At 53.5% G+C, this 20285-nt stretch carries 29 protein-coding genes; 6 read left to right on the forward strand and 23 right to left on the reverse strand.

Annotated elements, in window-relative coordinates; genetic code table 11:
* Positions 1 to 11: 11 nt before the first annotated feature.
* From N909_RS0110325 to N909_RS0110345, 5 genes are all read right to left on the reverse strand, one after another.
* Positions 12 to 566 (reverse strand): VOC family protein, encoded by a 555-nt coding sequence (locus tag N909_RS0110325; protein WP_029914690.1) that lies wholly within the window; start codon positions 564 to 566, stop codon positions 12 to 14.
* Positions 567 to 630: 64 nt separating this feature from the next.
* Positions 631 to 972 (reverse strand): carboxymuconolactone decarboxylase family protein, encoded by a 342-nt coding sequence (locus N909_RS0110330; protein WP_051689671.1) that lies wholly within the window; start codon positions 970 to 972, stop codon positions 631 to 633.
* 36 nt (positions 973 to 1008) lie between these two features.
* Positions 1009 to 1575, reverse strand: a complete 567-nt coding sequence (locus N909_RS0110335; RefSeq protein ID WP_029914694.1) for a hypothetical protein — start codon at positions 1573 to 1575, stop codon at positions 1009 to 1011.
* Positions 1576 to 1660: 85 nt separating this feature from the next.
* Positions 1661 to 2167, reverse strand: coding sequence for a DUF2059 domain-containing protein (locus tag N909_RS0110340; RefSeq protein ID WP_029914695.1), 507 nt, complete (start codon positions 2165 to 2167; stop codon positions 1661 to 1663).
* Positions 2168 to 2275: 108 nt separating this feature from the next.
* The gene (locus N909_RS0110345; protein ID WP_029914697.1) at positions 2276 to 2875 is read right to left on the reverse strand and encodes a MarC family protein; all 600 of its coding nucleotides are present in this window, start codon (positions 2873 to 2875) and stop codon (positions 2276 to 2278) included.
* 287 nt (positions 2876 to 3162) lie between these two features.
* Between N909_RS0110345 and N909_RS0110350 the strand changes: the two genes are divergently transcribed.
* Positions 3163 to 4056: a 1,4-dihydroxy-2-naphthoate polyprenyltransferase gene (locus tag N909_RS0110350; RefSeq protein WP_029914699.1), complete on the forward strand. Its 894-nt coding sequence runs from the start codon at positions 3163 to 3165 to the stop codon at positions 4054 to 4056.
* A 72-nt stretch (positions 4057 to 4128) separates the two neighbouring features.
* Here N909_RS0110350 and N909_RS26490 read toward each other — a convergent pair whose 3' ends face one another.
* Positions 4129 to 4242 carry a DUF6653 family protein gene (locus N909_RS26490; protein WP_342672679.1) on the reverse strand — a complete coding sequence of 38 codons (114 nt, stop codon included), beginning with the start codon at positions 4240 to 4242 and terminating at the stop codon, positions 4129 to 4131.
* 414 nt (positions 4243 to 4656) lie between these two features.
* On the opposite strand from N909_RS26490, the gene N909_RS0110360 reads away from it, so the two are divergent.
* The gene (locus tag N909_RS0110360; RefSeq protein ID WP_036683078.1) at positions 4657 to 6396 is read left to right on the forward strand and encodes an SLC13 family permease; all 1740 of its coding nucleotides are present in this window, start codon (positions 4657 to 4659) and stop codon (positions 6394 to 6396) included.
* Positions 6397 to 6537: 141 nt separating this feature from the next.
* Here N909_RS0110360 and N909_RS0110365 read toward each other — a convergent pair whose 3' ends face one another.
* The 8 genes from N909_RS0110365 to N909_RS0110400 form a co-directional block, all read right to left on the reverse strand.
* Positions 6538 to 6885, reverse strand: a complete 348-nt coding sequence (locus N909_RS0110365; protein ID WP_029914703.1) for a DUF3024 domain-containing protein — start codon at positions 6883 to 6885, stop codon at positions 6538 to 6540.
* Positions 6886 to 6934: 49 nt separating this feature from the next.
* Complete coding sequence (locus tag N909_RS0110370) at positions 6935 to 7240, reverse strand: YkgJ family cysteine cluster protein (protein ID WP_029914705.1); 306 nt, start codon at positions 7238 to 7240, stop codon at positions 6935 to 6937.
* 43 nt (positions 7241 to 7283) lie between these two features.
* Positions 7284 to 7703 carry a carboxymuconolactone decarboxylase family protein gene (locus N909_RS0110375; RefSeq protein WP_051689672.1) on the reverse strand — a complete coding sequence of 140 codons (420 nt, stop codon included), beginning with the start codon at positions 7701 to 7703 and terminating at the stop codon, positions 7284 to 7286.
* A gap of 56 nt (positions 7704 to 7759) precedes the next feature.
* Entirely contained in the window at positions 7760 to 8119 is a 360-nt protein-coding gene (locus N909_RS0110380) for a MerR family transcriptional regulator (protein WP_029914709.1), read from the reverse strand.
* Between the two features lie 67 nt (positions 8120 to 8186).
* Positions 8187 to 8594, reverse strand: coding sequence for a GFA family protein (locus N909_RS0110385; protein WP_029914711.1), 408 nt, complete (start codon positions 8592 to 8594; stop codon positions 8187 to 8189).
* A gap of 47 nt (positions 8595 to 8641) precedes the next feature.
* The gene (gene lepB, locus N909_RS0110390) at positions 8642 to 9517 is read right to left on the reverse strand and encodes a signal peptidase I (RefSeq protein WP_211253943.1); all 876 of its coding nucleotides are present in this window, start codon (positions 9515 to 9517) and stop codon (positions 8642 to 8644) included.
* 59 nt (positions 9518 to 9576) lie between these two features.
* Positions 9577 to 9786, reverse strand: a complete 210-nt coding sequence (locus N909_RS0110395) for a helix-turn-helix domain-containing protein (protein WP_029914715.1) — start codon at positions 9784 to 9786, stop codon at positions 9577 to 9579.
* 193 nt (positions 9787 to 9979) lie between these two features.
* On the reverse strand, positions 9980 to 10522 hold the full coding sequence (locus N909_RS0110400) for a DUF2975 domain-containing protein (RefSeq protein WP_029914716.1): 543 nt from the start codon (positions 10520 to 10522) through the stop codon (positions 9980 to 9982).
* A 164-nt stretch (positions 10523 to 10686) separates the two neighbouring features.
* Between N909_RS0110400 and N909_RS0110405 the strand changes: the two genes are divergently transcribed.
* Positions 10687 to 11625, forward strand: coding sequence for a ketopantoate reductase family protein (locus tag N909_RS0110405; protein WP_029914719.1), 939 nt, complete (start codon positions 10687 to 10689; stop codon positions 11623 to 11625).
* Between the two features lie 36 nt (positions 11626 to 11661).
* Here N909_RS0110405 and N909_RS0110410 read toward each other — a convergent pair whose 3' ends face one another.
* From N909_RS0110410 to N909_RS0110425, 4 genes are all read right to left on the reverse strand, one after another.
* Positions 11662 to 12441, reverse strand: a complete 780-nt coding sequence (locus tag N909_RS0110410) for a class I SAM-dependent methyltransferase (protein WP_029914722.1) — start codon at positions 12439 to 12441, stop codon at positions 11662 to 11664.
* 55 nt (positions 12442 to 12496) lie between these two features.
* On the reverse strand, positions 12497 to 13297 hold the full coding sequence (locus tag N909_RS0110415) for a PhzF family phenazine biosynthesis protein (RefSeq protein ID WP_029914723.1): 801 nt from the start codon (positions 13295 to 13297) through the stop codon (positions 12497 to 12499).
* Positions 13298 to 13458: 161 nt separating this feature from the next.
* The gene (locus N909_RS0110420; RefSeq protein WP_029914726.1) at positions 13459 to 15417 is read right to left on the reverse strand and encodes an ABC transporter ATP-binding protein/permease; all 1959 of its coding nucleotides are present in this window, start codon (positions 15415 to 15417) and stop codon (positions 13459 to 13461) included.
* Positions 15418 to 15613: 196 nt separating this feature from the next.
* A complete protein-coding gene (locus tag N909_RS0110425) occupies positions 15614 to 16141 on the reverse strand; it encodes a DUF4019 domain-containing protein (protein ID WP_063336392.1) in 528 nt (175 codons plus the stop codon).
* A 101-nt stretch (positions 16142 to 16242) separates the two neighbouring features.
* Between N909_RS0110425 and N909_RS0110430 the strand changes: the two genes are divergently transcribed.
* The 3 genes from N909_RS0110430 (at position 16243) to N909_RS0110440 (ending at position 17495) form a co-directional block, all read left to right on the forward strand.
* Positions 16243 to 16443: a hypothetical protein gene (locus tag N909_RS0110430; RefSeq protein WP_029914736.1), complete on the forward strand. Its 201-nt coding sequence runs from the start codon at positions 16243 to 16245 to the stop codon at positions 16441 to 16443.
* Between the two features lie 62 nt (positions 16444 to 16505).
* Positions 16506 to 17138: a TetR/AcrR family transcriptional regulator gene (locus N909_RS24595; protein WP_051689673.1), complete on the forward strand. Its 633-nt coding sequence runs from the start codon at positions 16506 to 16508 to the stop codon at positions 17136 to 17138.
* Positions 17139 to 17162: 24 nt separating this feature from the next.
* On the forward strand, positions 17163 to 17495 hold the full coding sequence (locus N909_RS0110440) for a hypothetical protein (protein WP_029914739.1): 333 nt from the start codon (positions 17163 to 17165) through the stop codon (positions 17493 to 17495).
* A gap of 98 nt (positions 17496 to 17593) precedes the next feature.
* Here N909_RS0110440 and N909_RS0110445 read toward each other — a convergent pair whose 3' ends face one another.
* The 5 genes from N909_RS0110445 to N909_RS0110465 all read right to left on the reverse strand — a co-directional run bounded on the left by N909_RS0110445 (position 17594) and on the right by N909_RS0110465 (position 20217).
* Positions 17594 to 18136, reverse strand: coding sequence for an HD domain-containing protein (locus N909_RS0110445; RefSeq protein WP_029914741.1), 543 nt, complete (start codon positions 18134 to 18136; stop codon positions 17594 to 17596).
* A 27-nt stretch (positions 18137 to 18163) separates the two neighbouring features.
* Positions 18164 to 18448, reverse strand: a complete 285-nt coding sequence (locus N909_RS0110450; RefSeq protein WP_029914743.1) for a YrhK family protein — start codon at positions 18446 to 18448, stop codon at positions 18164 to 18166.
* 64 nt (positions 18449 to 18512) lie between these two features.
* A complete protein-coding gene (locus N909_RS0110455) occupies positions 18513 to 19067 on the reverse strand; it encodes a hypothetical protein (protein ID WP_155005916.1) in 555 nt (184 codons plus the stop codon).
* A 28-nt stretch (positions 19068 to 19095) separates the two neighbouring features.
* On the reverse strand, positions 19096 to 19431 hold the full coding sequence (locus N909_RS0110460) for a TfoX/Sxy family protein (protein WP_029914747.1): 336 nt from the start codon (positions 19429 to 19431) through the stop codon (positions 19096 to 19098).
* Positions 19432 to 19710: 279 nt separating this feature from the next.
* Positions 19711 to 20217: a hypothetical protein gene (locus N909_RS0110465; protein ID WP_029914749.1), complete on the reverse strand. Its 507-nt coding sequence runs from the start codon at positions 20215 to 20217 to the stop codon at positions 19711 to 19713.
* Between the last annotated feature and the right edge of the window lie 68 nt (positions 20218 to 20285).

Genomic DNA, 20285 nt, shown 5'->3' on the forward strand with positions numbered 1-20285 from the left:
CTTCCTTTCCCTCACAGTTGATCTTTGCGGGATGGCAGCTGGCGCATCGATTCCCGCCAGGGGGCCTTTGGCCATTCCGGATGCTCTCTCCAGATTTTTTTCAATTCCCTGATCCAGCCGAGGAAACTGGTCACGGAAGGGAGCAGCGGGGTGTGGCTTAACTCAAAATGAATACCGGTCAGCGGATCATTGAAAAAGACGGCATAATAGCCCGGCGAATAGGTTGGGTATTCGGCCGGGGGATCAGTGACCTCGATCCGGTTACGGAGCAGAAAATCGGCATAAAAGGCGTCGATCTCTTTCCGGCTCCTGGCCCAGAGGGCAACATGGTGGATTCCGGCGCTGTGCTCCGTATGATTCAAGCGCGGGCCTGCTGTGGCGGGCTGGATGCCGATATAGCTGTGAAAGAACGGGTATCGGGCCATGTAATAGGTTGATCGGTAACCGATATCCAAGGTCCAGAAGCTCTTGTAGCCAAGCCAGCCGAACATTTTGTCGAAAAATTTCACCGACTCTTCATAACTCAAGACCGAAAACTCAACGTGATGGAGCCCTTTGAATCTCATGGTTGCACCTGTGAGTAAAGGGTTAAGGGGCTACCGCGTCCTGTGGTGAGCTGTGGACCTTTGTTCAAAAACTGGTTGAGGGCTTTCTTTCTTCCGGTTCGATTTCGTCATAGGCTTCCAGGGCAATGGGAAGCGACTGAATCACGCAGTTGCCGACCGCAGGCAGGCCGACCAGGATAGTTGCGATGATTTCATCGCGGGACGCGCCATAACGTTTGGCAGCTTTGGTATGAAAGGGAATCCCCGAGGTCAGCCGGGCCGAAGCCAGGACGGCCAGATAAGCCAGTTCCTGGGTTTTGCGGTCCAGGGCGCTGGCTTGGTCGAATTCTTTCACCGCGTTCAGCCAAGCAGCCGAATGCTCGGGAGCTTCAGATAGAAAAACGTGAAATGATTCGGATATACTCATTGCATCGCTCCTGAATGTGGGTTGTGAAGTCCTCTCTTAAAGGGCTGATTTTATGGTGGAAGGGCAGGTTCCACCGGGCTTTGCGGAGGCGTTGTCTTCCGCTAGTTGACTTTCCAGCTCTGCAATCATCGGTTTGATATCATCCTGCTCGGGAAATTCCTTGGCCTTGGCCAGAAATTTTTTGGCCTCCTGGCTCTCCGCTAAGCGCAGGGAGGTATCGGCCAGAATGCAATAGGTCAGGCATTTCATATGATCCGCTTTGAGCCCGCCATCGACAGCCTGCAGATAAAATTGTTTCGCCTCCTGGAAATTTTCATCGATGGTGGCCAAAATCCCTTTCAGGAAATAATAGCACGCGCGGTTGGCAGGACTCAGCCACTGCGGTTTTGAGGTGGCCCCAATCAATTTGCGCATGGTGGCAAAATCCTGCCGGCGAAAGGCATTGTAGGCGATCAGCACGGAACCGAAGCGGAAATGGTAATAGGACAGAAGGGTGGCCGCGGCCAGATAGAACATCCAGCTCTGGCTGCCCAGGTAAAATTGATACCCGGCTCCGCCGAGGGAGCACAAAATGACAATAATTCTGAACAGTGGTGAAGACATCTTGACCCTTTAAGCTGTTGAGTTTCCAAATTGCATCCACCGCATTCCCGGCCCGGCAGGGCCACGGGCAATTGCGAGCGGCTGGTTATTTGACCTCGATTCCTTCGGCCTGAAAGCGTTCCTGAAGGGTTTTAACCAGCTCGGGAAACAGTTCCTGTCCCCAATTCTGCCCGGCCAGCATACTGGCCTGAGTCAAGCGCGGCAAGACCGAGATGGTTTTTTGGCCAATGGGGGTCTGGTAAAAGGCCAGCAATTCATTGATCTCATCGGCCGTGAAATATTGATCGTAGATCGGGACAATGGTTTTCAATAGGCTGTCAATTCTCTGCTCGACCAGCTTCCTGGTCTCTTCTGCGATGATGGCGACGGCCCGATCAGGCAGGTCAGGATTCCCTGTTTTCATGGCTGTAACCAGGTTCTGGGTCATGGCGCTGCCCATTTGCAGACCGATATTCTTTGAGCCCGTGGTTTCCATCAGTTGAATGATTGCGGCCTTTTTGGCGGGGGGAATATCACTGGCAGCCATACTCGCGGCAGGCATGGCAGTGATGGATAGCAAGGCCAGAAGGAGTGCCGTGCAGAGGAATCTCATGGTGTTCTCCTGTGTTGATAGATAGTTTTCATCCGGAAACTCCGAATGGCGCCTCGTCAAGGCGACGTTATCGCGCGCCTGGGGCGGAGCGGCGGAAGCGTCACGCCCTCAGGGGGTGATACCGAGAAAGCCCTGGACTCCCATCATGATCATCTGGGCGGAAAGGGCTGCCAGGATCAACCCGGTCAGTTTGCTGAGAATAATAATGCCGCGCCCGCCGAGGCAGCGCTTGATGAAAGAGCTGGCCAGCAGAACTCCACCGATACAGCCGACAGCGCTGAGCAGGGCCAGGGAGCCGATGGCTTTGGTGGTGAGGGTGTTCAGGTCAGCGCCGAGCACCAGCAAGGTTCCGACCGTAGCGGGACCGACAAAAATAGGGATGGCCAGCGGAACAACGGCCACATCATCACTGCCGACGGACACTGTACTGGCGGCTTTGCCGTTAACCAGGCTGATTCCGGAGAGCATGAGCAGGACGCCGGCACCGATGCGGAACGCGTCCAGGGTGATACCGAAAATGGTGAAAATCTGTTGACCGACAAAAAACAGCACCAGGCAACTGACGGCAACGGCCGCGGACACGGAAGCGGCCAGCTTTTTACGGCGGCTCTCTTCATAACCTTCCGTCATGCTGAGAAACATGGTCAGACCGAAAAACGGGGTCAGCACAAAAAAAAGTTTGATCCAGAGGGACAGGAACAGTGGCATGGCGAACAGTTATCCTTTTGCTGAAGTTTTGGAGCGGGGATTGTAGCATGAATGGGGGCAAATTACTCATAGCGAATCAGCAGCAATGAGCGTTTGCAGAGGGAAGGGGACGGCACTGATTTCTTTTGTCTGGAGCTGGTAATTTTTGTGCATTATGGTATGAAGGGTTGGGAACAATCTCATTTTTGGTGGAGTGAAGCCTGCTGCAGATCCCCTCGGCAGGTTGCCTCCGCGTTCTTCGCCGCTGCCGTGGAGAGCGTCAGTTGACCGGCAGCAGAAGATCGCTTATGAAAGATGTCAAGCCCGATTCCCTCCACGCCTGGCTGCTGGCCGCCCGTCCCAAAACCCTCGCGGCCGGGTCGGTCCCGGTGCTGGTCGCTTCCGCCCTGGCTGGCCACTTCGGCCACTTTCAGCCGCTGCCTGCGGTCCTGTGCCTGCTGTTTGCCCTACTGGCGCAGATCGCCTCCAATTTCAGTAACGATTATTTCGATTTTGTCAAAAAAACCGATAACGACCAGCGGCTCGGCCCGGCCCGGGCGGTTGCCTCCGGCTGGATTGCACCCCGCAGCATGCTGATCGGCACGGCGCTGGCGATTGCCCTGGCTTGTCTGTTCGGGCTTGGCCTGGTCTATTATGGCGGCTGGCCGATGATCCCCCTTGGCCTGGTTTGTGTCCTCGCGCTGCTGGCCTATACCGCCGGCCCCTGGCCGCTGGCCTATCATGGCCTGGGTGATTTGTTTGTGCTGATTTTTTTCGGCCTGGTGGCGGTGGCCGGTTCCTTTTATGTCCAGGCCGGAACAGTCGAGCCCCTGATCATTATTGCCGGCCTGATCGTCGGTTTGCCGGCAGTCAATATTCTGGTGGTCAATAATTATCGAGATTATGAAAACGATCGGGCCTGTCAGAAACATACCAGCATTGTGCTGTTCGGAAGGACCTTTGGTAAGTGGTTCTATCTGGGCAACGGGATTGTCGCCGTGCTGCTGTGTCTGCTGTTTGTTCGCGAGTCGGTCTGGGCCGCCGGGTTACCACTGGGCTATCTGTGGTTGCATGTTCGTTCCTGGCGGAAGATGTGTGCCCTGGAGGCGGGGCGGGGGCTGAATGTGCTGATCGGCGAGACCGCCCGGAACCTGTTGTTCCTCGGCTTGCTTTTCTCCGGTGGGCTGCTGTTGGCGGGGTGACCAAGTGCGACAGCTTCTAAGCCGCCCTCGCGCAATGGAGCGCGCTCAACGGGGTTCGGTTGACCCCTGTCTTCAGTAGTCCCAGCCCTTATAGCGGGCATTGGCTTCTTTTATGTCTTCGTACAGCCAGACCTTCCGATCCAGAAACCAGCTTTTCTCCAGGTCAGTCAGGATGACCCCGGCCACGGCTCCCCGGAATAATAAACAATCGACCAGATGGTCAGCCGCAGGCCTGCGGAGGAGATGGCGTGAAGGATTTTGTAGAGCACCGCCCGGTGATTGGAGGCTGCAAAGCCCAAAGCCTGGCGGTGTGGTGACGAATAATCACCATGTGGTGGTGAAATTTGGCCATTCCGGGCGGGGCTCAAAGGGGCCTTGCCGTAAAAAGACGCCTTTATAAAAAATCATAGTTCCATATATGGAAGATAAGGGCTTGAAATGTAATCGATCTTTTTTAAACAGGTTTTTTTGAATAAAAATCCGTTCTAATTGGCATCGAGATTGCTCCTGATGTCGCCGGTTATGTACTGCAACTGCTCCCTGTCATTTGTTCAGACCATGCTGAGTGAGGCAGGGTATAGCGTCAACAGGAGAGAGATCATGATTGCAAACGTATGGAAACGACTATGGATCATGCACGACGACACCAAGTCGGTGTTCGCCGTGACCCCAACGGCCATGCAGCGGCTGCTGCGCAAGAATCTGCTGTTTTCAGCCAGAGATTCGGAGCAGGATGTCGATCTTGCCGATGAGATGGAGGATGCTCCGGCAGAACACGCCCAGCGTCTGAAAACCACTCCCGGCGGGGTGGATGAGGGGGAACCCAGGGGATACACCCGGCGGCAAATGGTTGGGCTGATTCTCGGCCCGCTGCTGTTTTTTCTGATGTTGTTCCTTCCCGCTCCAGCGGGTATGACCCCGGTAGCCCAGAAGATGGCGGCCATCGCTCTGCTCATGGCGACCTGGTGGATGTGTGAATCGATTCCGATTCCTGCGACCAGTCTGCTGCCGATTGCCCTGTTTCCCCTGCTCGGGGTCATGAGTACCCAGAAAGCGACCGCGCCCTATGCCAGCCATCTGATCTATCTGTTCATGGGCGGCTTCATTATCGCCCTGTCCATGCAGCGCTGGAACCTGCACCGGCGGATCGCTATGAATATCATCAACGCGGTTGGTTTTTCTCCGGGCCGGCTGATTTTTGGCTTTATGATCGCTACCGCCACCCTGTCGGCTTTTGTCTCCAATACCGCGACTACGGTCATGATGATGCCCATCGGGCTGGCGATCATTACTCATGTGGTTGACGAGGGGACTAAGGAAGGACTTCATCAGCACATCAATTTTTCTCCGGAGCAGTTCGCCTTCGGACTCAACCTGATGCTGGGAATCGCTTACGCTGCCTCCATCGGCGGGATTGCCACGCTGATCGGGACTCCGCCCAATACCGTGCTGGCCGGTTACCTGCAGAAGACCTATGGTTATGAAATCACCTTTGTCGACTGGCTCAAGGTCGGGATCCCCCTGGTTGTGGTGATGCTGCCGCTGTGCTGGTTGTGGCTGACCAAGGTTGCCAACCCGATGAAACTGAAGAAAGTTCCGGGCGGACGTGACCTGATCAGGGAAGAACTGCGCGAGATGGGCAGCATGAACACCGGCGAACGCTGGACCGCCCTGGTCTTTGCCCTCACCGCCCTGGGCTGGATCTTCCGCAAACAACTCGGCTTTCTCTTCCCGGATCCAAAAATGGTCACCGATGCGGCCATAGCCATGACCGGGGCGCTGGTGCTGTTTTTGATTCCGATCAGTCTGAAAAAGAACCAGTTTGTCATGGACTGGCATTGGGCTGCCAAAATGCCCTGGGGGGTACTGATTCTGTTTGGCGGCGGACTGTCCCTGGCTGATGGATTCAAGGTTTCCGGGTTGGCGGAATGGCTGGGAAATCAGGTTGGGCTGCTGGAAAATGCGCCGATTCTGGTTCTGGTGGTGGCGGTGACCACCCTGATCATTTTCCTGACCGAGCTAACCTCCAATACGGCGACCTCGGCCATGGTCATGCCGATCCTTTCCGCTGTCGCCATCGGTCTGGGGCAAAGCCCATTGTTGCTGATTGTGCCGGCGGCAATAGCCGCTTCCTGTGCGTTCATGCTGCCAGTCGCCACCCCGCCCAACGCCATTGTGTTCGGTTCCGGTTACGTGACCATCCCGCAGATGGCCAAAAGCGGTTTTGGTCTCAATATCATCGGTATCGTGCTGGTGGTCGCCATCACCTATCTGCTGGTTCTTCCGGTTTTCGATGTGGTGATCGGGCAGATTCCGGCCTGGGTGGCCGCGGTCAAATAACCGAGCCTGACATCCGTTGCTGCGGCGCTGAAGTCAGCGCAGCATTGCCCCGTCCCGGTGACCCGAGGCGGGGCATTTTTTATACTGACAGCAATGAACACCGAGCCTTGGCGAATGGAAGGAGTTCGATAAGCGAACCGTTCAGCCGAAGAAACAGGAATAAGCATCTTCTTCGACCAGTTGCAAAAAGTCCTCTACCGAAGCAACCTCCGGTGCGGGGTCGTAGCGATGCCATTTTAAATCCGCCCTTTGCCAATAGACCTTCCAGAGCCGAGTACTTTTGACGTAGGTGGCTTTGGCAAAGCCAGATTCGAGGATCTCTTCCGGGACATCCCAGCGCGGCCGGATTTCAAACAGTTCCAGGCTTTGTTCCTGCAAGCAATAACCGAAATCGAGTTGTGAACGGACATGGGCAGGGGGCCGTTTTCGGTCCATGAATTCGGCCACTTTCTTTTCAATCCGCTTGATTTCAAATTCACTTAAAGACATTTGGCATTTTTCCTTAACCTTGATGAGACCTCTGCCCAGGCTCTGCGGATCAGCGATCCGGGCATCCATAGTTGGCGGCCCGCGCCGCCAGACACTCCTCTTCGCCCAACTCGAATTCCCGGCAGATCCAGGGGCGTTTTTCATAAATTGTGCAGGCCATGGTAGCGCGATCCAGGGCCACACACCAGCCATCTGCCAGACGAGCCATGCTTGCTACGCCCCGCGAGTCGGTGACCACAAAATGATCGGGCACGCCTCGGTCATCAAACAGCATGGCTTGCTGGCGGCAGCAGGCGGCAGCACAATCGCTACAGGTGACTTCTGGATCTGGCGTGGTTTCAGGTTTGCTGTTCATTGCTTCAGGTCTTTCTGGATGGCAATCGTTAACAGTTAAAGGGTCATGGTGCCAGTTCTGCCGTGCTGCATGTTGCAGCGGTTTCCAGCAAACCTCGGCTGGCAAAAACTTCTTTGGCGACAAACATCCCGTTCAGCGCCGCCGGAAAACCTGCGTAAACAGCCATCTGCAGAATGACTTCGACAATTTCTTCCGCTGAACAGCCCACGTTCAGGGCTCCGTTAATGTGCACATTGAGTTGGGGGGCACAATGGCCGAGGGCGGTCAGTGCCGCCACCGTGGCAATTTCGCGGGACTTCAAGTCGAGCTGCGGTCGTTGATAGATATCACCAAAAGGAAATTCGATGGTGTATCTGGCCAGGTCGGGGCAAATGGATTGCAGGCTGTCAATGACCTTTTGCCCGGCTTCGCCGTCGATTTCATTCAGTTTGCTTAAACCTGCTGAGTATCTTGTTGTTGCCATAAGGATTGTACCTCCGGTTAGGGTGAATACAATCAGGCTACAGGTTCGAGCTTACTCTAAGTCAAGGGTTTATCCGCATCATAAAAGGCAATTTTAGCATCCAATGCGCGTAAGTGTTCCAGGTCATTATCGATCCGTGTCTGCAGGGCATTCCGATGCTGTTCCAGCAGCAGGCGGCGTTGTTGAAACGTGTTGGCACCGGCTTCACGCAGCTGGGCATAGGTAAGAATCTGTTTTAACGGCATGCCGGTCACCTTGAGACGATTGATGAACCTGACCCACTCGGCATCGGCCGAACTGTAGCTGCGATGGCCGCTGTCATTGCGGGAAATATGCGAGAGCAAGCCTAATTTCTCATAGTACCGCAGGGTGTGCGGCGACAGGCCGGTCAATGCGGAGAACTTGCTGATATTCATGGGCTGATCCTGGCTCGGGCCGTAGCAGAGCTGATCTGTGAATTCTGCTGCAGGGGTGCGCTGTTTTTTATTCGGGCAGTTTTTCAAATTGGGGGATGTCCGTCAACTCCTGCTCCCACTGGGCTTTGCTGGCAACAAACAGCTGCGCATGGGGGCGGATGCTCAGTTCGCTGTCCAGGCTGCCCGCCGGGACAACCAGCAGCTGCCCCTCCGGTTGGCAGCTGGGCAGGGCCGAGCCGCAGGTTGAGCAAAAGCTTTTCATGTGCCGGGTGCCAGGCAGAGTGAACGATTTGACCAGGTCTTTCCCGCTCAGCCAGTGCAGGATGGCGCTGCTCGAAAACAGGTTGGCTGCGTGGGCGGACCCGGTATCCTTCTGACAGTGCTGGCAATGGCACAGGTAAAAACGCTCAAAGTCGCCCCTGATTTCAAAGCGGACCGCGCCGCAGAGACAGGATCCGCGGTGTACCTTCGTCATCTCGATTCCTCCCGCAAGTTTCTTTGGTTTTCAACGGTCCCGGACGGTTAAATGAGTTCCTTGAAAAAACGCCACCATCTTGGGTGGAGAAACGAGCCGTCTCTGGATAAAGCCACCATGGTAGCCCGGCCGACGATTTCATCCCGCTTCACAAAGCCCAAAAAACGGGAATCGAAGCTGTTGTCACGATTGTCGCCCATCATGAAATATTGTCCGGCCGGAACGGTCACCGGGCCAAAGGAGGTGAGGGACGGGCGTGTCGGCGAAAACATGACCGAATGCGGGGTGCCGGCAAGATTCTCAGCAAAGAACTGATAACGTTCCTGATGAGCAAGGCCCAAATGCTCCACGGTGCCCTGCTGCAGTGGGGCATACGGAACACCTTCGCCATTAATGAGCAGCCGGTTGTCGCGCATGGAGAGAATATCGCCGGGGATCCCGACCACCCGTTTGATGAGGCGGGTTCCATCTTTGGGAGAGTAAAAGACCACGATATCACCTCGTTGCGGGTCGGCCCAGGTGGCAAGATGGCGCGTGGTGTAAGGGATCTTCAGGTCATAGGCGAGTTTGTTGACAACAACCCGGTCACCGACCAGAATGGTCGGTTGCATCGAACCGGAAGGGATATCGTTCCAATCGGCTAGAGATGATTTGACGGATGTTGCAATCACTAACGCGATGATCAGGCTCAGGCCCCAGCCTTTTAAAAAGAGAGCAATTCGTGTTTTCAATTGATTTTTCATGAGGACTTCCCCTATTTCAAGGGCTGCATACTTCGGTTTTCCGTGAAGAGTGAATGCTTGATCGCGAAACGGACGAAGCTGAAAGCATAACATATAACCCTTTCCTCCGTCCTGGCAGGCTGTCGAAAAACCGCCTGATTGAAATATCTGTGCATGTGATGACCATCCAATCAAGGCCATAGCAGGGCCATAGCGATTGGCAAAGCCGGCGCCGCTTGGCAGTCTGGTCCGGATTGTCGTTAGCTGTCCTGTTGGTATTCAAGAATATCACCGGGCTGACAGTCAAGATGCTTGCAGATGGCTTCCAGGGTCGCAAAGCGAATTGCTTTGGCTTTGCCGGTCTTCAAAATGGACAGATTTTGTTCCGTGATGCCGACCAGTTTGGCGAGCTCCATGGATTTCATTTTACGCTTGGCGAGAAGAACATCCAGATTAATGACAATGGGCATAGTATACTCCTGCTAAGTCCTGTTCGCTTAGTTTCTTTTTCATTTTAAGCCAGCCCAGGGGGCCAGTGTCCCGTGTGGCTTGTTCCGGTAAGTCGTTTTGCGGGACTCTAGTCCGACAGGAGCGTTGATACCGTCCTGGTAGCCCGCCGGCAGCAGAAGCGGAAGGAACGAAGGTCATTTACCGCCCGGGACATTAAACGGTCAGTTCGTTTTCTTCGGCCAGGAGACGACCTTCATCCATGACCCAGGCAATGAACAGGACGATTCCCCCCACAATAAGGGTGGTGAGCTCGGCCGAACCGAACCCGACACTGATAACGCGGCTGCCGGGAGGATTGCCCAATGAGAAAAGAACGCTTTGGGTCGAATCGTAGGCAATGGACAAAATCACCCAAAACAACAGTGCCTTGGCGATCTTTTTAAACAGCAGGACATGACTGAACGAAAAAATCACCCCCGCTTTATAATAGGAAAAGAGTTTCCGCAGGTTGATCAGTCCATAAGTGAGAGCGGATAATGGCAGCAGGCTGGCGGCAAAGCCGATCAGCCGGATGGTCACTGATAGCTCATGGGGGGCGAACGGAGTGGATGGGATATTGACGCTAATAAGGGTTTCAGGCAGCTGATTGATGAAGACCCAAAAACAGATATCCAGCAAAGGAATTGCCACCAACAGAACGGAAAACAAGAGTTGAAAACCGTGACTGACTTTTTTGATTCTGAATAAGTTGTTCATGATGCCCTCCTCAAGAGTATGTGATGAAGGGAATATATGAATAAAATTATTCTTGGTCAATCATTTATTATTGTTTTTCGATAAGTTTTTGGTGAATGCATTTCACCTTTCATTGTATTCGTCCCTTTTGCCCAACCTGCAGAGCCTTACCAAGAGGAGTCGCCATGATCGGTTCAGAAAGACTATATGTGGTTGGCGCGGGATCCATCGGGATGCCGCTGGCAGCGTTGTTAACGGACCGGGGCTTGCCGGTCACCGCAGTGCGCACCAGTATTGAGGGGCTGGTCTCCGCCCCGGTTGAAGTCACTGTTGAACTGTCCGCCGGGCAGTCGCTGCGGGCCGTGGTCGAAACAGCATCCCTCTCTGCCATTGGTCCGGTTAATAGTGGCATTGTTGTGCTGACCGCAAAAGCTACGGCAAATAAAGTGCTGGCTGCAAAGCTGCGGGAGAAATTCGCCGGGTTGCCGTTGGTGGTGCTGCAGAATGGCATCGGTGTGGAGCAGCCCTTTAGCGAGGCCGGTTTTGCCGTTGTCTATCGTTGTGTCCTGTACGCCACCGGGCAGGCCGAGGGAAAGCATTGTTACCGGTTCCGGGAGGTTGCCGCATCGCCCCTCGGGGTCGTCAATGGTCACCCGGCCCAGGCGCAGGCCATCGTCGAGCTTTTGTCCTCCCCGGGTTTTCGTTTTTGCTATGAAGAGAACATTGCCGGGCAGGCGTGGAAAAAGGCGATCATCAATGCGGCCTTCAATTCGATCTGTCCTTTGCTCGATGTTGATAACGGAATCTTTCACCGGGATGAAGGGGTTGCCGCCATTGCCGCAGCCGTGATCGACGAAGGAAGTTCCGTCGCCGCCCGGCGCGGGATTTGTTTCGCCGCAGGGGAGTTGTTGGAGCAGTTGTTACTGATCAGTCGCCGCGCCGACGGTCAGCTGATCTCAACCCTGCAGGATCTGAACCAGGGGCGGGAGACCGAGATCGATTTCCTGAACCTGGAGATCGCCCGCGTTGGAGCCGAGCTGAATCCGCCGGTCGACACGCCGATCACCCGTCTGCTGGGGGAGATGATTCTTGCAAAATCCAGAATCGGCCGCAGGGCCGGGTAGGATTGGCGTCGATGGCCGCAGGTGGCCGGTTGAAAGTTACCTGCCGGCCCGCAAGTTGATCCGGCGAAAGGTCTCAAAATAGGTCCCGTTTGGCTGCACGGTTTCCTGCAGCATGGCATTGACCACCGTGCTTCTGAATTCCGCTCGGTCCGGTTCGGCGACGCATTTTATAAAAGGAACCAGGCTCGGCTGATCGATCCAGCGGATCAGCGCCTCGGCATCCGGGAAATAGCGGTCCGCATTCTCTCCCCAGACCTCAAGCTGCGCGAAGGGGACCCGCGCCGCCAGGGTCCGATAATCCTCGATATCCGGCATATACCAGGGCCAGACAAAAGAGCTGAAGTATTTTGCAAAAGCGGGTAGGGCGATGACCTTCTTAATGACGGCGAAGAAATGAGAGCAGTTCCCGTCGGCGGCAAAATTGAACCGGGCCACCCCGTGATCTTTGAGGGCGGCATGAACATTGGTCAGCAGGTTCCGGTGATCCTTGATCCAATGCAGGGTCGCATTGGAAATGATAATGTCAAATTTTTCCGTATAACGAATCGCATTGATATCGACGCGCTGAAACTCCAGATTGGGTAAGCGGTGATTATGGGTAGCGCTTGCAATCATCCCTTCTGAAGCGTCAATGCCGAGGACATGCCCGTTTGGCACCTGCTCGGCGAGCTTGGCAGTGATCGCCCCATCACCGCAGCCCAGGTCGAGAATCTGCTCAGTCCCTTTGAAGCTGAACTCCGCAATTAATTTTGCCCCCCATTCTTTTTGATGGGTTGACGCTTTGCGATACTTTTCGCCATCAAATTCAAAGGTCATCGGTCGTTCCCTTTCTGGTCTGAAGAAAAGCTAGAGGCTCTGACAGGCTGGCGACTCAGGCGGACAGTGTTCCCCTTAATGTTGTCACCGCCTTGCCGCTCAGCTTCACCCGCTGGTTGGCGGACAATTCAACGTCAACAAAGCCGCCCCGGGTTGAGGCCTGGTAGCCGCTGAGACGTGATTGGTTTAACTTTTCTCCCCAATAGACAGCCAGGGCGCAGTGGGCCGAGCCGGTCACCGGATCTTCGTTAACACCGACCCAGGGAGCGAAGTTGCGGGAGATAAAATCGACCTGCGGGGTGGCGGTCTGCACTGTGACCACGATGCTGCGCCCCGGCAGCTGTTTTAAGCTGTCAAAGTTGGGAGTCAACTCCAGCAGGGTCTGCTCACTGTCAAGTTCGAGAAGGATTTTGCTGTCAAAGCCAGCCGTAGCGACGACCTGTTCCGGCCGGAGGCCCAACAAGGGCAACACTTGAGGGTGCGGTGGGACCGTAAAATCAAGGGTTGGGGCAGGGAAGTCCATTTCAATACAGTCCTGATGCGGAGTCGCAGCCAATGGCCCGGACTGGGTTTGAAAAACCAGGGTCTCGCCGCAGGCTGCTCTGCCACTCTCTTTTAAAATATGAGTGGTCGCCAGGGTCGCATGGCCGCACAGGCTGATCTCGACCTGCGGGGTGAACCAGCGCAGGCGCATATCTGCAAGGGCCAGAAAAGCCGTTTCGGAAATAGCCATTTCGGCGGCGATTGAGTGCATCAGGCTTTCATCCAGGCCTGTTTCGGTGATGCACACCCCAGCCGGGTTCCCTTTAAACGGTTCGGCGGTAAATGCATCAACTTGGTAGATGGTCAGGTCCACGTCATGCTCCTTAGCTATCAGGCTGTTGAAAAAACAGCCTGTCGGGCCCATGGATGGGCGATCAAAAACAGTGAGGACTTCTTAAGCCATTGATTTTGTGAGGTGAAGGACTTCGCACCTTCCTCCACCGGGCTTGAAAAAGGCCAGGGATCAACAAGCTGCTATGCCGGTTGGGTCGCGGCCAGGTATTCAGGCGTCGGCAGCAGGCGCCATTGACTGTGCCCCTGTAATTCCAGCACGCTGTCGTGGAAAGGAATGATGGTGGGGCGGTGGCCGACGCTGATGTAGTTGATTCCCAACTCCTGCAGGCGCTGATAGAGGTTGGCTTCATTCCCCACATCCAGGGCGCTGGTCGCCTCATCCAGCACAGCATATTCGGGGCGGTTGATGAGCAGGCGGGCAAACGCCAGCCGCTGCTGCTCGCCCAGCGACAGCACATCGGCCCAGTCCAGTTCGACGTCGAAACCGCCAACGCGTTCGGCCAGGTCTTCCAGCCGCACTGCCTGCAGCACCCGGCTCAGTTCGGCTTCCGGAATCTCATTTTCCAGTTTGGGGTAGATCAACTGTTCCCGCAGCGAGCCCAGCAACATATAGGGGCGTTGAGGGAGAAAGAAGATGTCTTCCAGTGGCGGTCGTTTGATAACTCCCTGCCCCTGCGTCCAGAGCCCGGCAATCGCCCTGAGCAGGGAACTTTTACCGACCCCGCTTTCACCGACCACCAGCAGGTTTTTCCAATCTTTCCGGGCAATAGTCAAGTCCTGAATCAGGGCGTGTTGACGGTCGGGCGTGAGCAGGGTGACCTGATCGAGGGAGAAGCCGTCCGCCTGTTCAGAATGGATGCCGGCCGGCACTGCCCGCTCCGGAGAGACGGTCTCGGCAAAAGCCGAGAGCCGCTGCACCCCGGCGGCGAAGTTGGTGATGGGCTCAATCTGGGCGACGATAAGGGACAGGGCAGCATAGACCTGGGTAAAGGCCATGTTGGCCTGAACCATATCGCCATATTCGATTTTGCCACTGAAATATTGGGGAAACAGAATCAAAAACGGCAGCACCATCGGCAAATAGCTGTAGGCCGTGGTGAAGAAAGAAAGATTCCGCTGCCAGCCGATCAGCAAGCTGAAGTTTTTCAGGACATTTCGAAAGCGTCCGCTAATCTGATCGATTTCCGGTTTTTCGCCCTGGTAGAAGGCGATGGACTCGGCGTTATCGCGAACATGAACCAGGGAATAACGGAAATCAGCCTCGTAACGCAATTGGTTGAAGTTGAGGCGCACCAGGCGCTTACCGATCAGGGCGGTCAGCCCGGTGCCGATCACGGAGTAGCTGAGAACCACGATCACCAGCAGGGCCGATTTGGACCAGAGGATGCCGGAGAAGGAGATCAGATCCATCAGCGAGCCGAGCAGAATCAGCAGGAAGAGCAGTGAGGTTCTGGTAAAAGAACGGATGTCCTCCATGATCCGCTGATCAGGGTTGTCGATTTCTCCACCCGTTTCGATCTCGTAATAACTGCGGTTGCGGAAATAGTTGCCGAGAAACTCGCCGGTCATCCACTCCCGCCAGCGCATTCCCAGGTAATTCTGCACGTAACCGTAGAGGGCGACAATGGGAATACCGACCAAAAAGCCACTGAAATAGACGGCTATAAACAGGTAGGCCAGATCCTGATTCTTTTTCACCAGGGCGTTGGTAAAGTAGTTGCCGATGTAACTGAAGGCGACGTTAATCCCCGTGACTGACAATGACAGCAACAGGACGATGGCCAGCAGGCTCCAGGCGCTCCGGCGCAGCCGCAGCTGCTGACGGAAAAAAGCAAAGACCAGCAGGGGCAGGGCCAGCATGCTGAGCACCAGCCAGCCCTCATTGTGGTAGATGTGCAGAACCAGGGTCAACAGGCCTGGTGCGACCGTAGTGGTTATTTTGGGTGCAAAATGATGCGCGATCAAAGTCAGCCCACCGACGGTCAGAAACAGTAGGCCAAACAGTAAAATCAGCAGCATGACCAACAGCAACATGAGCAGCCAGGCTCCGCCGTGGGAGCGGGGGAAAAAATAGGGTTGGGCAATGGTGAGAAAACTTTTCCAAAGGGAGAGCTTTGCATGGCGGGTATCGTTTTTCATAACTTCGGGCCTTCCTCGGGTTGGTGAGAAGTGCTCCAGTTCGTATAGGCGGGGTCATATTCAAAATTCCCGGTCATCCCTACTACTGACAATAGTAGCGGAAAGATTCTGAATATTGAATATGATCGATAAGACAGGGCGCAATTTGGCGAAGATATGCCGTTGCCAGCTGTTGTTTTGCACGGTTGGATGGCCGTTAGGACAGCAATCCTTTGACAAAGAAGCCAAAGTGGCCCCTTTGGAGTGAAATTTTCCGGTGACTTTTGGCCGTCGGGTTCCGATTGGGCTGGATCAGCCATTGAATGTAGTAGCCGGCAACCCGCCATTTGCCATCCTGATCAAGCATGGCGGTGACGGTCTCTATGGAGTTTTTCTTGTTTTGGAATGATGTCGCAAGCAGAATGACAACATAGTTCCCGACCGGCGCTCTGGGCAATGAGGTTGCATCATGCTTGCTGGTGACGGTTCTGCTGAGGACCGGGCCCAGGGCGGGACGGATATTTTCAAGCTGTTCGACCCACTGCGGCCGGGGAACCTGTTGCTGGAAATAGTTTGCCGATGTCTCCCAGCTGTCAGCGTAGTGACCGGCATCGACAAGGTGCAGGAAATTTTCTGCTGCGGCAACGGCTGCAATATCCTGCGTCTGATCGGCGAAACAGGCGGGAGCCAAGGCAAAAACGGCAAGGAAAACCAGAACGACTCTGCTGACGGTAAAACTTTTCACAATCCCCTCCGGATTTTGTTATGCGTATATGGCACGATTTGAGTGACGTGCACCGCCAGATTATCATAAATCATTATCCTTGCAAGGATCTTCGAGGGGCGATGACTGAGAAGCCCGGAACGGTCCAGCCCCTTTATTGCTGGATGTCCAAGCGCCATCAGGGGTTGAAAAAATCCATCCCTGGACACGACAAGCTGTTGAAAAACCGCCTGCTACAGTTTCGGCTGAATCCCTTTTTGCCATGCCATCGTGACTATAAACAGCGCTTGCCCCGCGATCTGGCTGAGATGGCGGGCTATTGATTTTTTTAAAAATGAATGATATGTTCACTTTTAATTTGGGCATGCCTCATGGAGTCAGGAAGATGGTGCAGGTTTTAAAAGATAGTGTGAAAAAGCAGATTGCAGATGCGGCTGAACGCATGTTTGCAAAAGTAGGATACAAGAAAGCTACAGTGGGGATGATTGCCTGCGAAGCGGGTGTTGCAACGGGAAATATCTATAAATATTACGCTAATAAAGAAAAGTTGTTCAATTCAATCATCACGCCAGAGTTTGTTGAAGAGTTCAAGAGACTGACTCGAAACCGCGTGGCAATTCTGATTAATCCGGCCAAGGCAGAGGAAGCTCGATCAATAGAAACTGGAGACGCGGGAAAATTATTGCGCTTCTGGATTGATAATCGCCTGAAAGTCATCATCCTTCTGGCGAGAGCGGAAGGATCAAAATATGAATCATTTACCGAGGAATATATCCAGGCAATGGCAAAACAAGCGCTGGACAACCTCCCTTCCGCACACCCGAATCTCAATGATAACGAAGTTTTCCGATTTACCTTTAATACCCGGTTGGCAGATACCGTAAGGGGGATTGTTTCAATTCTGCAAACCTTTGAGAACGAGGAACAGATAGTCGCTGCATTTGCGACAAGCTGGGCTTATCACTATGCAGGGATCAACGCTGTCATCAGCTGGTGCAGCCTGCCGAATGACGAATAAAAATTGAGTTTAAAGGGTTGAGTTATGAGCATATTCAGTGTCATTGCCGAAGCAAAAATCCAGGATTGGTTTCGAAGAAAAAGTGCCGGCGAAATTGAACAGCCCGCAATCATTGACCCAATTGATACTGTTAAATCTGCTGAAACCTATTTGCTGGAGGATATTTTGGCGCTGATAGAAAAGGCCAGCAAGGTCGATCCAGAAAGACGGGAGCTGATGATACAAAAATCAAGGCAGATGGAACTTCAATTGCTGACGACCTTAGAAAAAGATGGTTACAATTTGATGTCACAAATGACCGCAAAAACCATTCAAGATCATAGGAAAAAGTTCAGGCCCGAATCGCCACTTTCCTGACCGGCGGAAACTGACTCTCAAGAAGCATTGGTTTAGCTACAGGTTGCCTAGACTCAGGCCTTAAACGGTCTGCCAGAGCAGGTTCAAGCTTTTGCAAGTCATCGCAGATATTGAGGGTAACGTTCGATTTTGGTTTGTAATCTGTCCGCTAAAAACTGATTGGCGGTGCCAAGCTGCTCCAAGATAGTGCAGGCTTCGTCTCTGTATTGCAAGATCTTCTCATTGTTCCAGTGGGCCGGCGGGGGCTGGAGGTTGGTGATTCGATCACACAATTTGACCATCCAGACCGCCCTGGGCTGCTGCTTGATTCTGCGCAGACTGTCGAGCATCTGCTCCTGTTTGGTTGGCAGTTGCAGGTTTTTGCTGAGCGCTGAAACCCCGGCAGCCACCTCGTGACCAAACTCCTCAGCAATGTCTTGGTAGGTCGTCGGAGTATCCTCGATGGCGTCATGCAGCAATGCGCATTGGATCAGCAGGTTGGGGTTTTCTATGCGGTGATTGTCAGCAATGGCGGCGGCTGCTTCCATGGCTACCAGCCCCAGATGGTTGATATACGCAATATCGCTGCCCGGGAGGGTTTGCCCAAGATGGATTGTCGAGGCAAAGTTCCAGGCTTTCAGGTAAGTATCTTGGTTCCACATACTGAAGTTATTCTTTCTTCGGCTGAATCAGCCGTGACGATGTTTTTTTACTTTTGCCTGATAAACCCGGCTAACGTGGATCAGGCTGGCCAGCTTGAGAGCTGGTTTGATCAACAATTGCGCACTGCCCGCGATAAATAACCAGGTGCCACGTTCGACCAGGGAATTTGACAGGAAGAAAAAGCTTCCTATTAAAAACCAGACCGCGATCAGCAGATCATTGATTGCGCCTATCGCTTCATACCTGCGCTGAATAACAATATGTTCCCGGCCTAAATCCAGTTCCAGATTGCGGCTGCGGTATTTTCTCATTCCCTACCTTTTACAGGTTGTTGAAAAAGTCCATCGGCTCGACAGACTGTTGTTAGGCCACCTGTTAAAACTGGCAAGCCTTGGGCAAATTTGAAGTGACCTCCAGAAGATGTTTTGCGCCATTTTCAAGCTTGTAAACAGTGACTCCGTCGATCGGTTCGACAACAACCTCATAATGAGCATTCTCTTCAGGAGTGAAGACCGACGAGGTATAAAAATGCTTATAGCAGTCTCGCTGGCAGGATTGGAATTTGGTCCGAAAGCTGTTGACCAGTGGGACTCCCGCCTTGACCTGGAAGGTCGCCGAAGTTGTGCTGGGTTTTCTCAGGTCCAGACGCCCCATAATTGCCGGGCTCTTGGAACATTCAACAGACTGATAAAGATAAATGACAGTCGGAAAGGTGCGACGGTATTCCGTGCTGATCATTTTCCCGGCAAAGGTCTCTTTTTCCGCTGCGGGAACAATCTCTCCGGTCTGTTCGGAAATGTAATGATTGACGTCATTTCGGATATAGGTGACCGATGCCAGGCCGCCTGACCGATCGACCGAATAAATGGGTTTTGCGCAGCCTGACAGCAGGATGAGGAGAATTGCCAGCACCAGCAGTTTTTTCATCATGATCTCCCTGGATGATCCGATAGGTGATTTATTTCGAGGCCTTCTTGGTTTTTTTGATTTTAGGCGGAGGCAGTTCTTGTTCGGTCAAACGGACCAATTCACTGAGCCAGTCCTTGTCTTCAAGCCGATCTTCGATCAAAAATGACGGCTTCGCCCCCTCGTATGCCGGGGCTTCCACAACATCGTCTATGAATGCCCGGCCGGCACTGGTTGGTTTGACAAACAGCTGATTGTCACAGATTAAAGCGACGACCTTTTCGTTGCAGTAAACGGCATATTCCCCAAACATTTTCCGGGTACGGATGTTGCCGGCCGCAGCTATTTGTTCGCTGACAAACTGCACAAAATTTTTATCTGATGCCATAAATTCTACTCATTGTTTTGAGTTTGTTACCTGTTTGCCTTAAAAAAGCGGCACTGTCAAGGCATGGCGGGCCGCAGCAACAATGCCGATATTGGTCATTCACCTGTGGTTTCGTTGCGGATGATGTAAATAAACCGCTGCGCAAATAAAAAACAGTCCCGGCAAAGATTCTTATGGTGAGCCTGGGGCTGATCAGTGGTAAGCGATTTCATGGTAAACCCAGCACGAGAGATAGTCCCCCCCGCCTCAAGTGCTTAACAGGCTCTTTTTGACCATTTGCTAAGGAACGGAAATAACCTTGACCTTGTAAAAAGTCAATTGCGGCTTACCATCGTATTCGCCGACAAGTTTACCATTATTGGAAAGCTTCAGTTTGCAGCCTGATGCAGCTTCCGCCCCTGGAATTCGGTTGATTGAGAACTCTGCGCTCAGGTTACTGTTTTCCTCAGCCGTGAGTTCAAGGCCAACAAAACAACCACCATCATACCCGGGTCCGCCCTGTTGTAACCGCAATGAGAATTTAAGTTTTTCTCCGGCGGGAATGATATAGCTATCGGCCGGGTGATCATCCACCAGAATGGGCTGAGCGCCCCAGCTTTCATCCTGATTGTAAAGGGAAACCCAGACCGCCTCAGCTTTAAAAATACCTCGTTTCGCCAGGTTGATAGCATTGACGTGCAGTTGAGCTGTTGGCCCGCTTTTCGGCGGCACAATTTTTTGTGGGGCGCAGGCGGCCAAAGAAAAGCAAATCAGGATAAAAATCGCTATGGTCAGTAATTTTTTCATGGAAGATCCTCGTTGAGTTGGGTGTTACGAATAAAATCACTTTTCGTCCATATGATGGACGACTTTAA

This window comes from Pelobacter seleniigenes DSM 18267, assembly GCF_000711225.1.
GTDB lineage: Bacteria > Desulfobacterota > Desulfuromonadia > Desulfuromonadales > Geopsychrobacteraceae > Seleniibacterium > Seleniibacterium seleniigenes.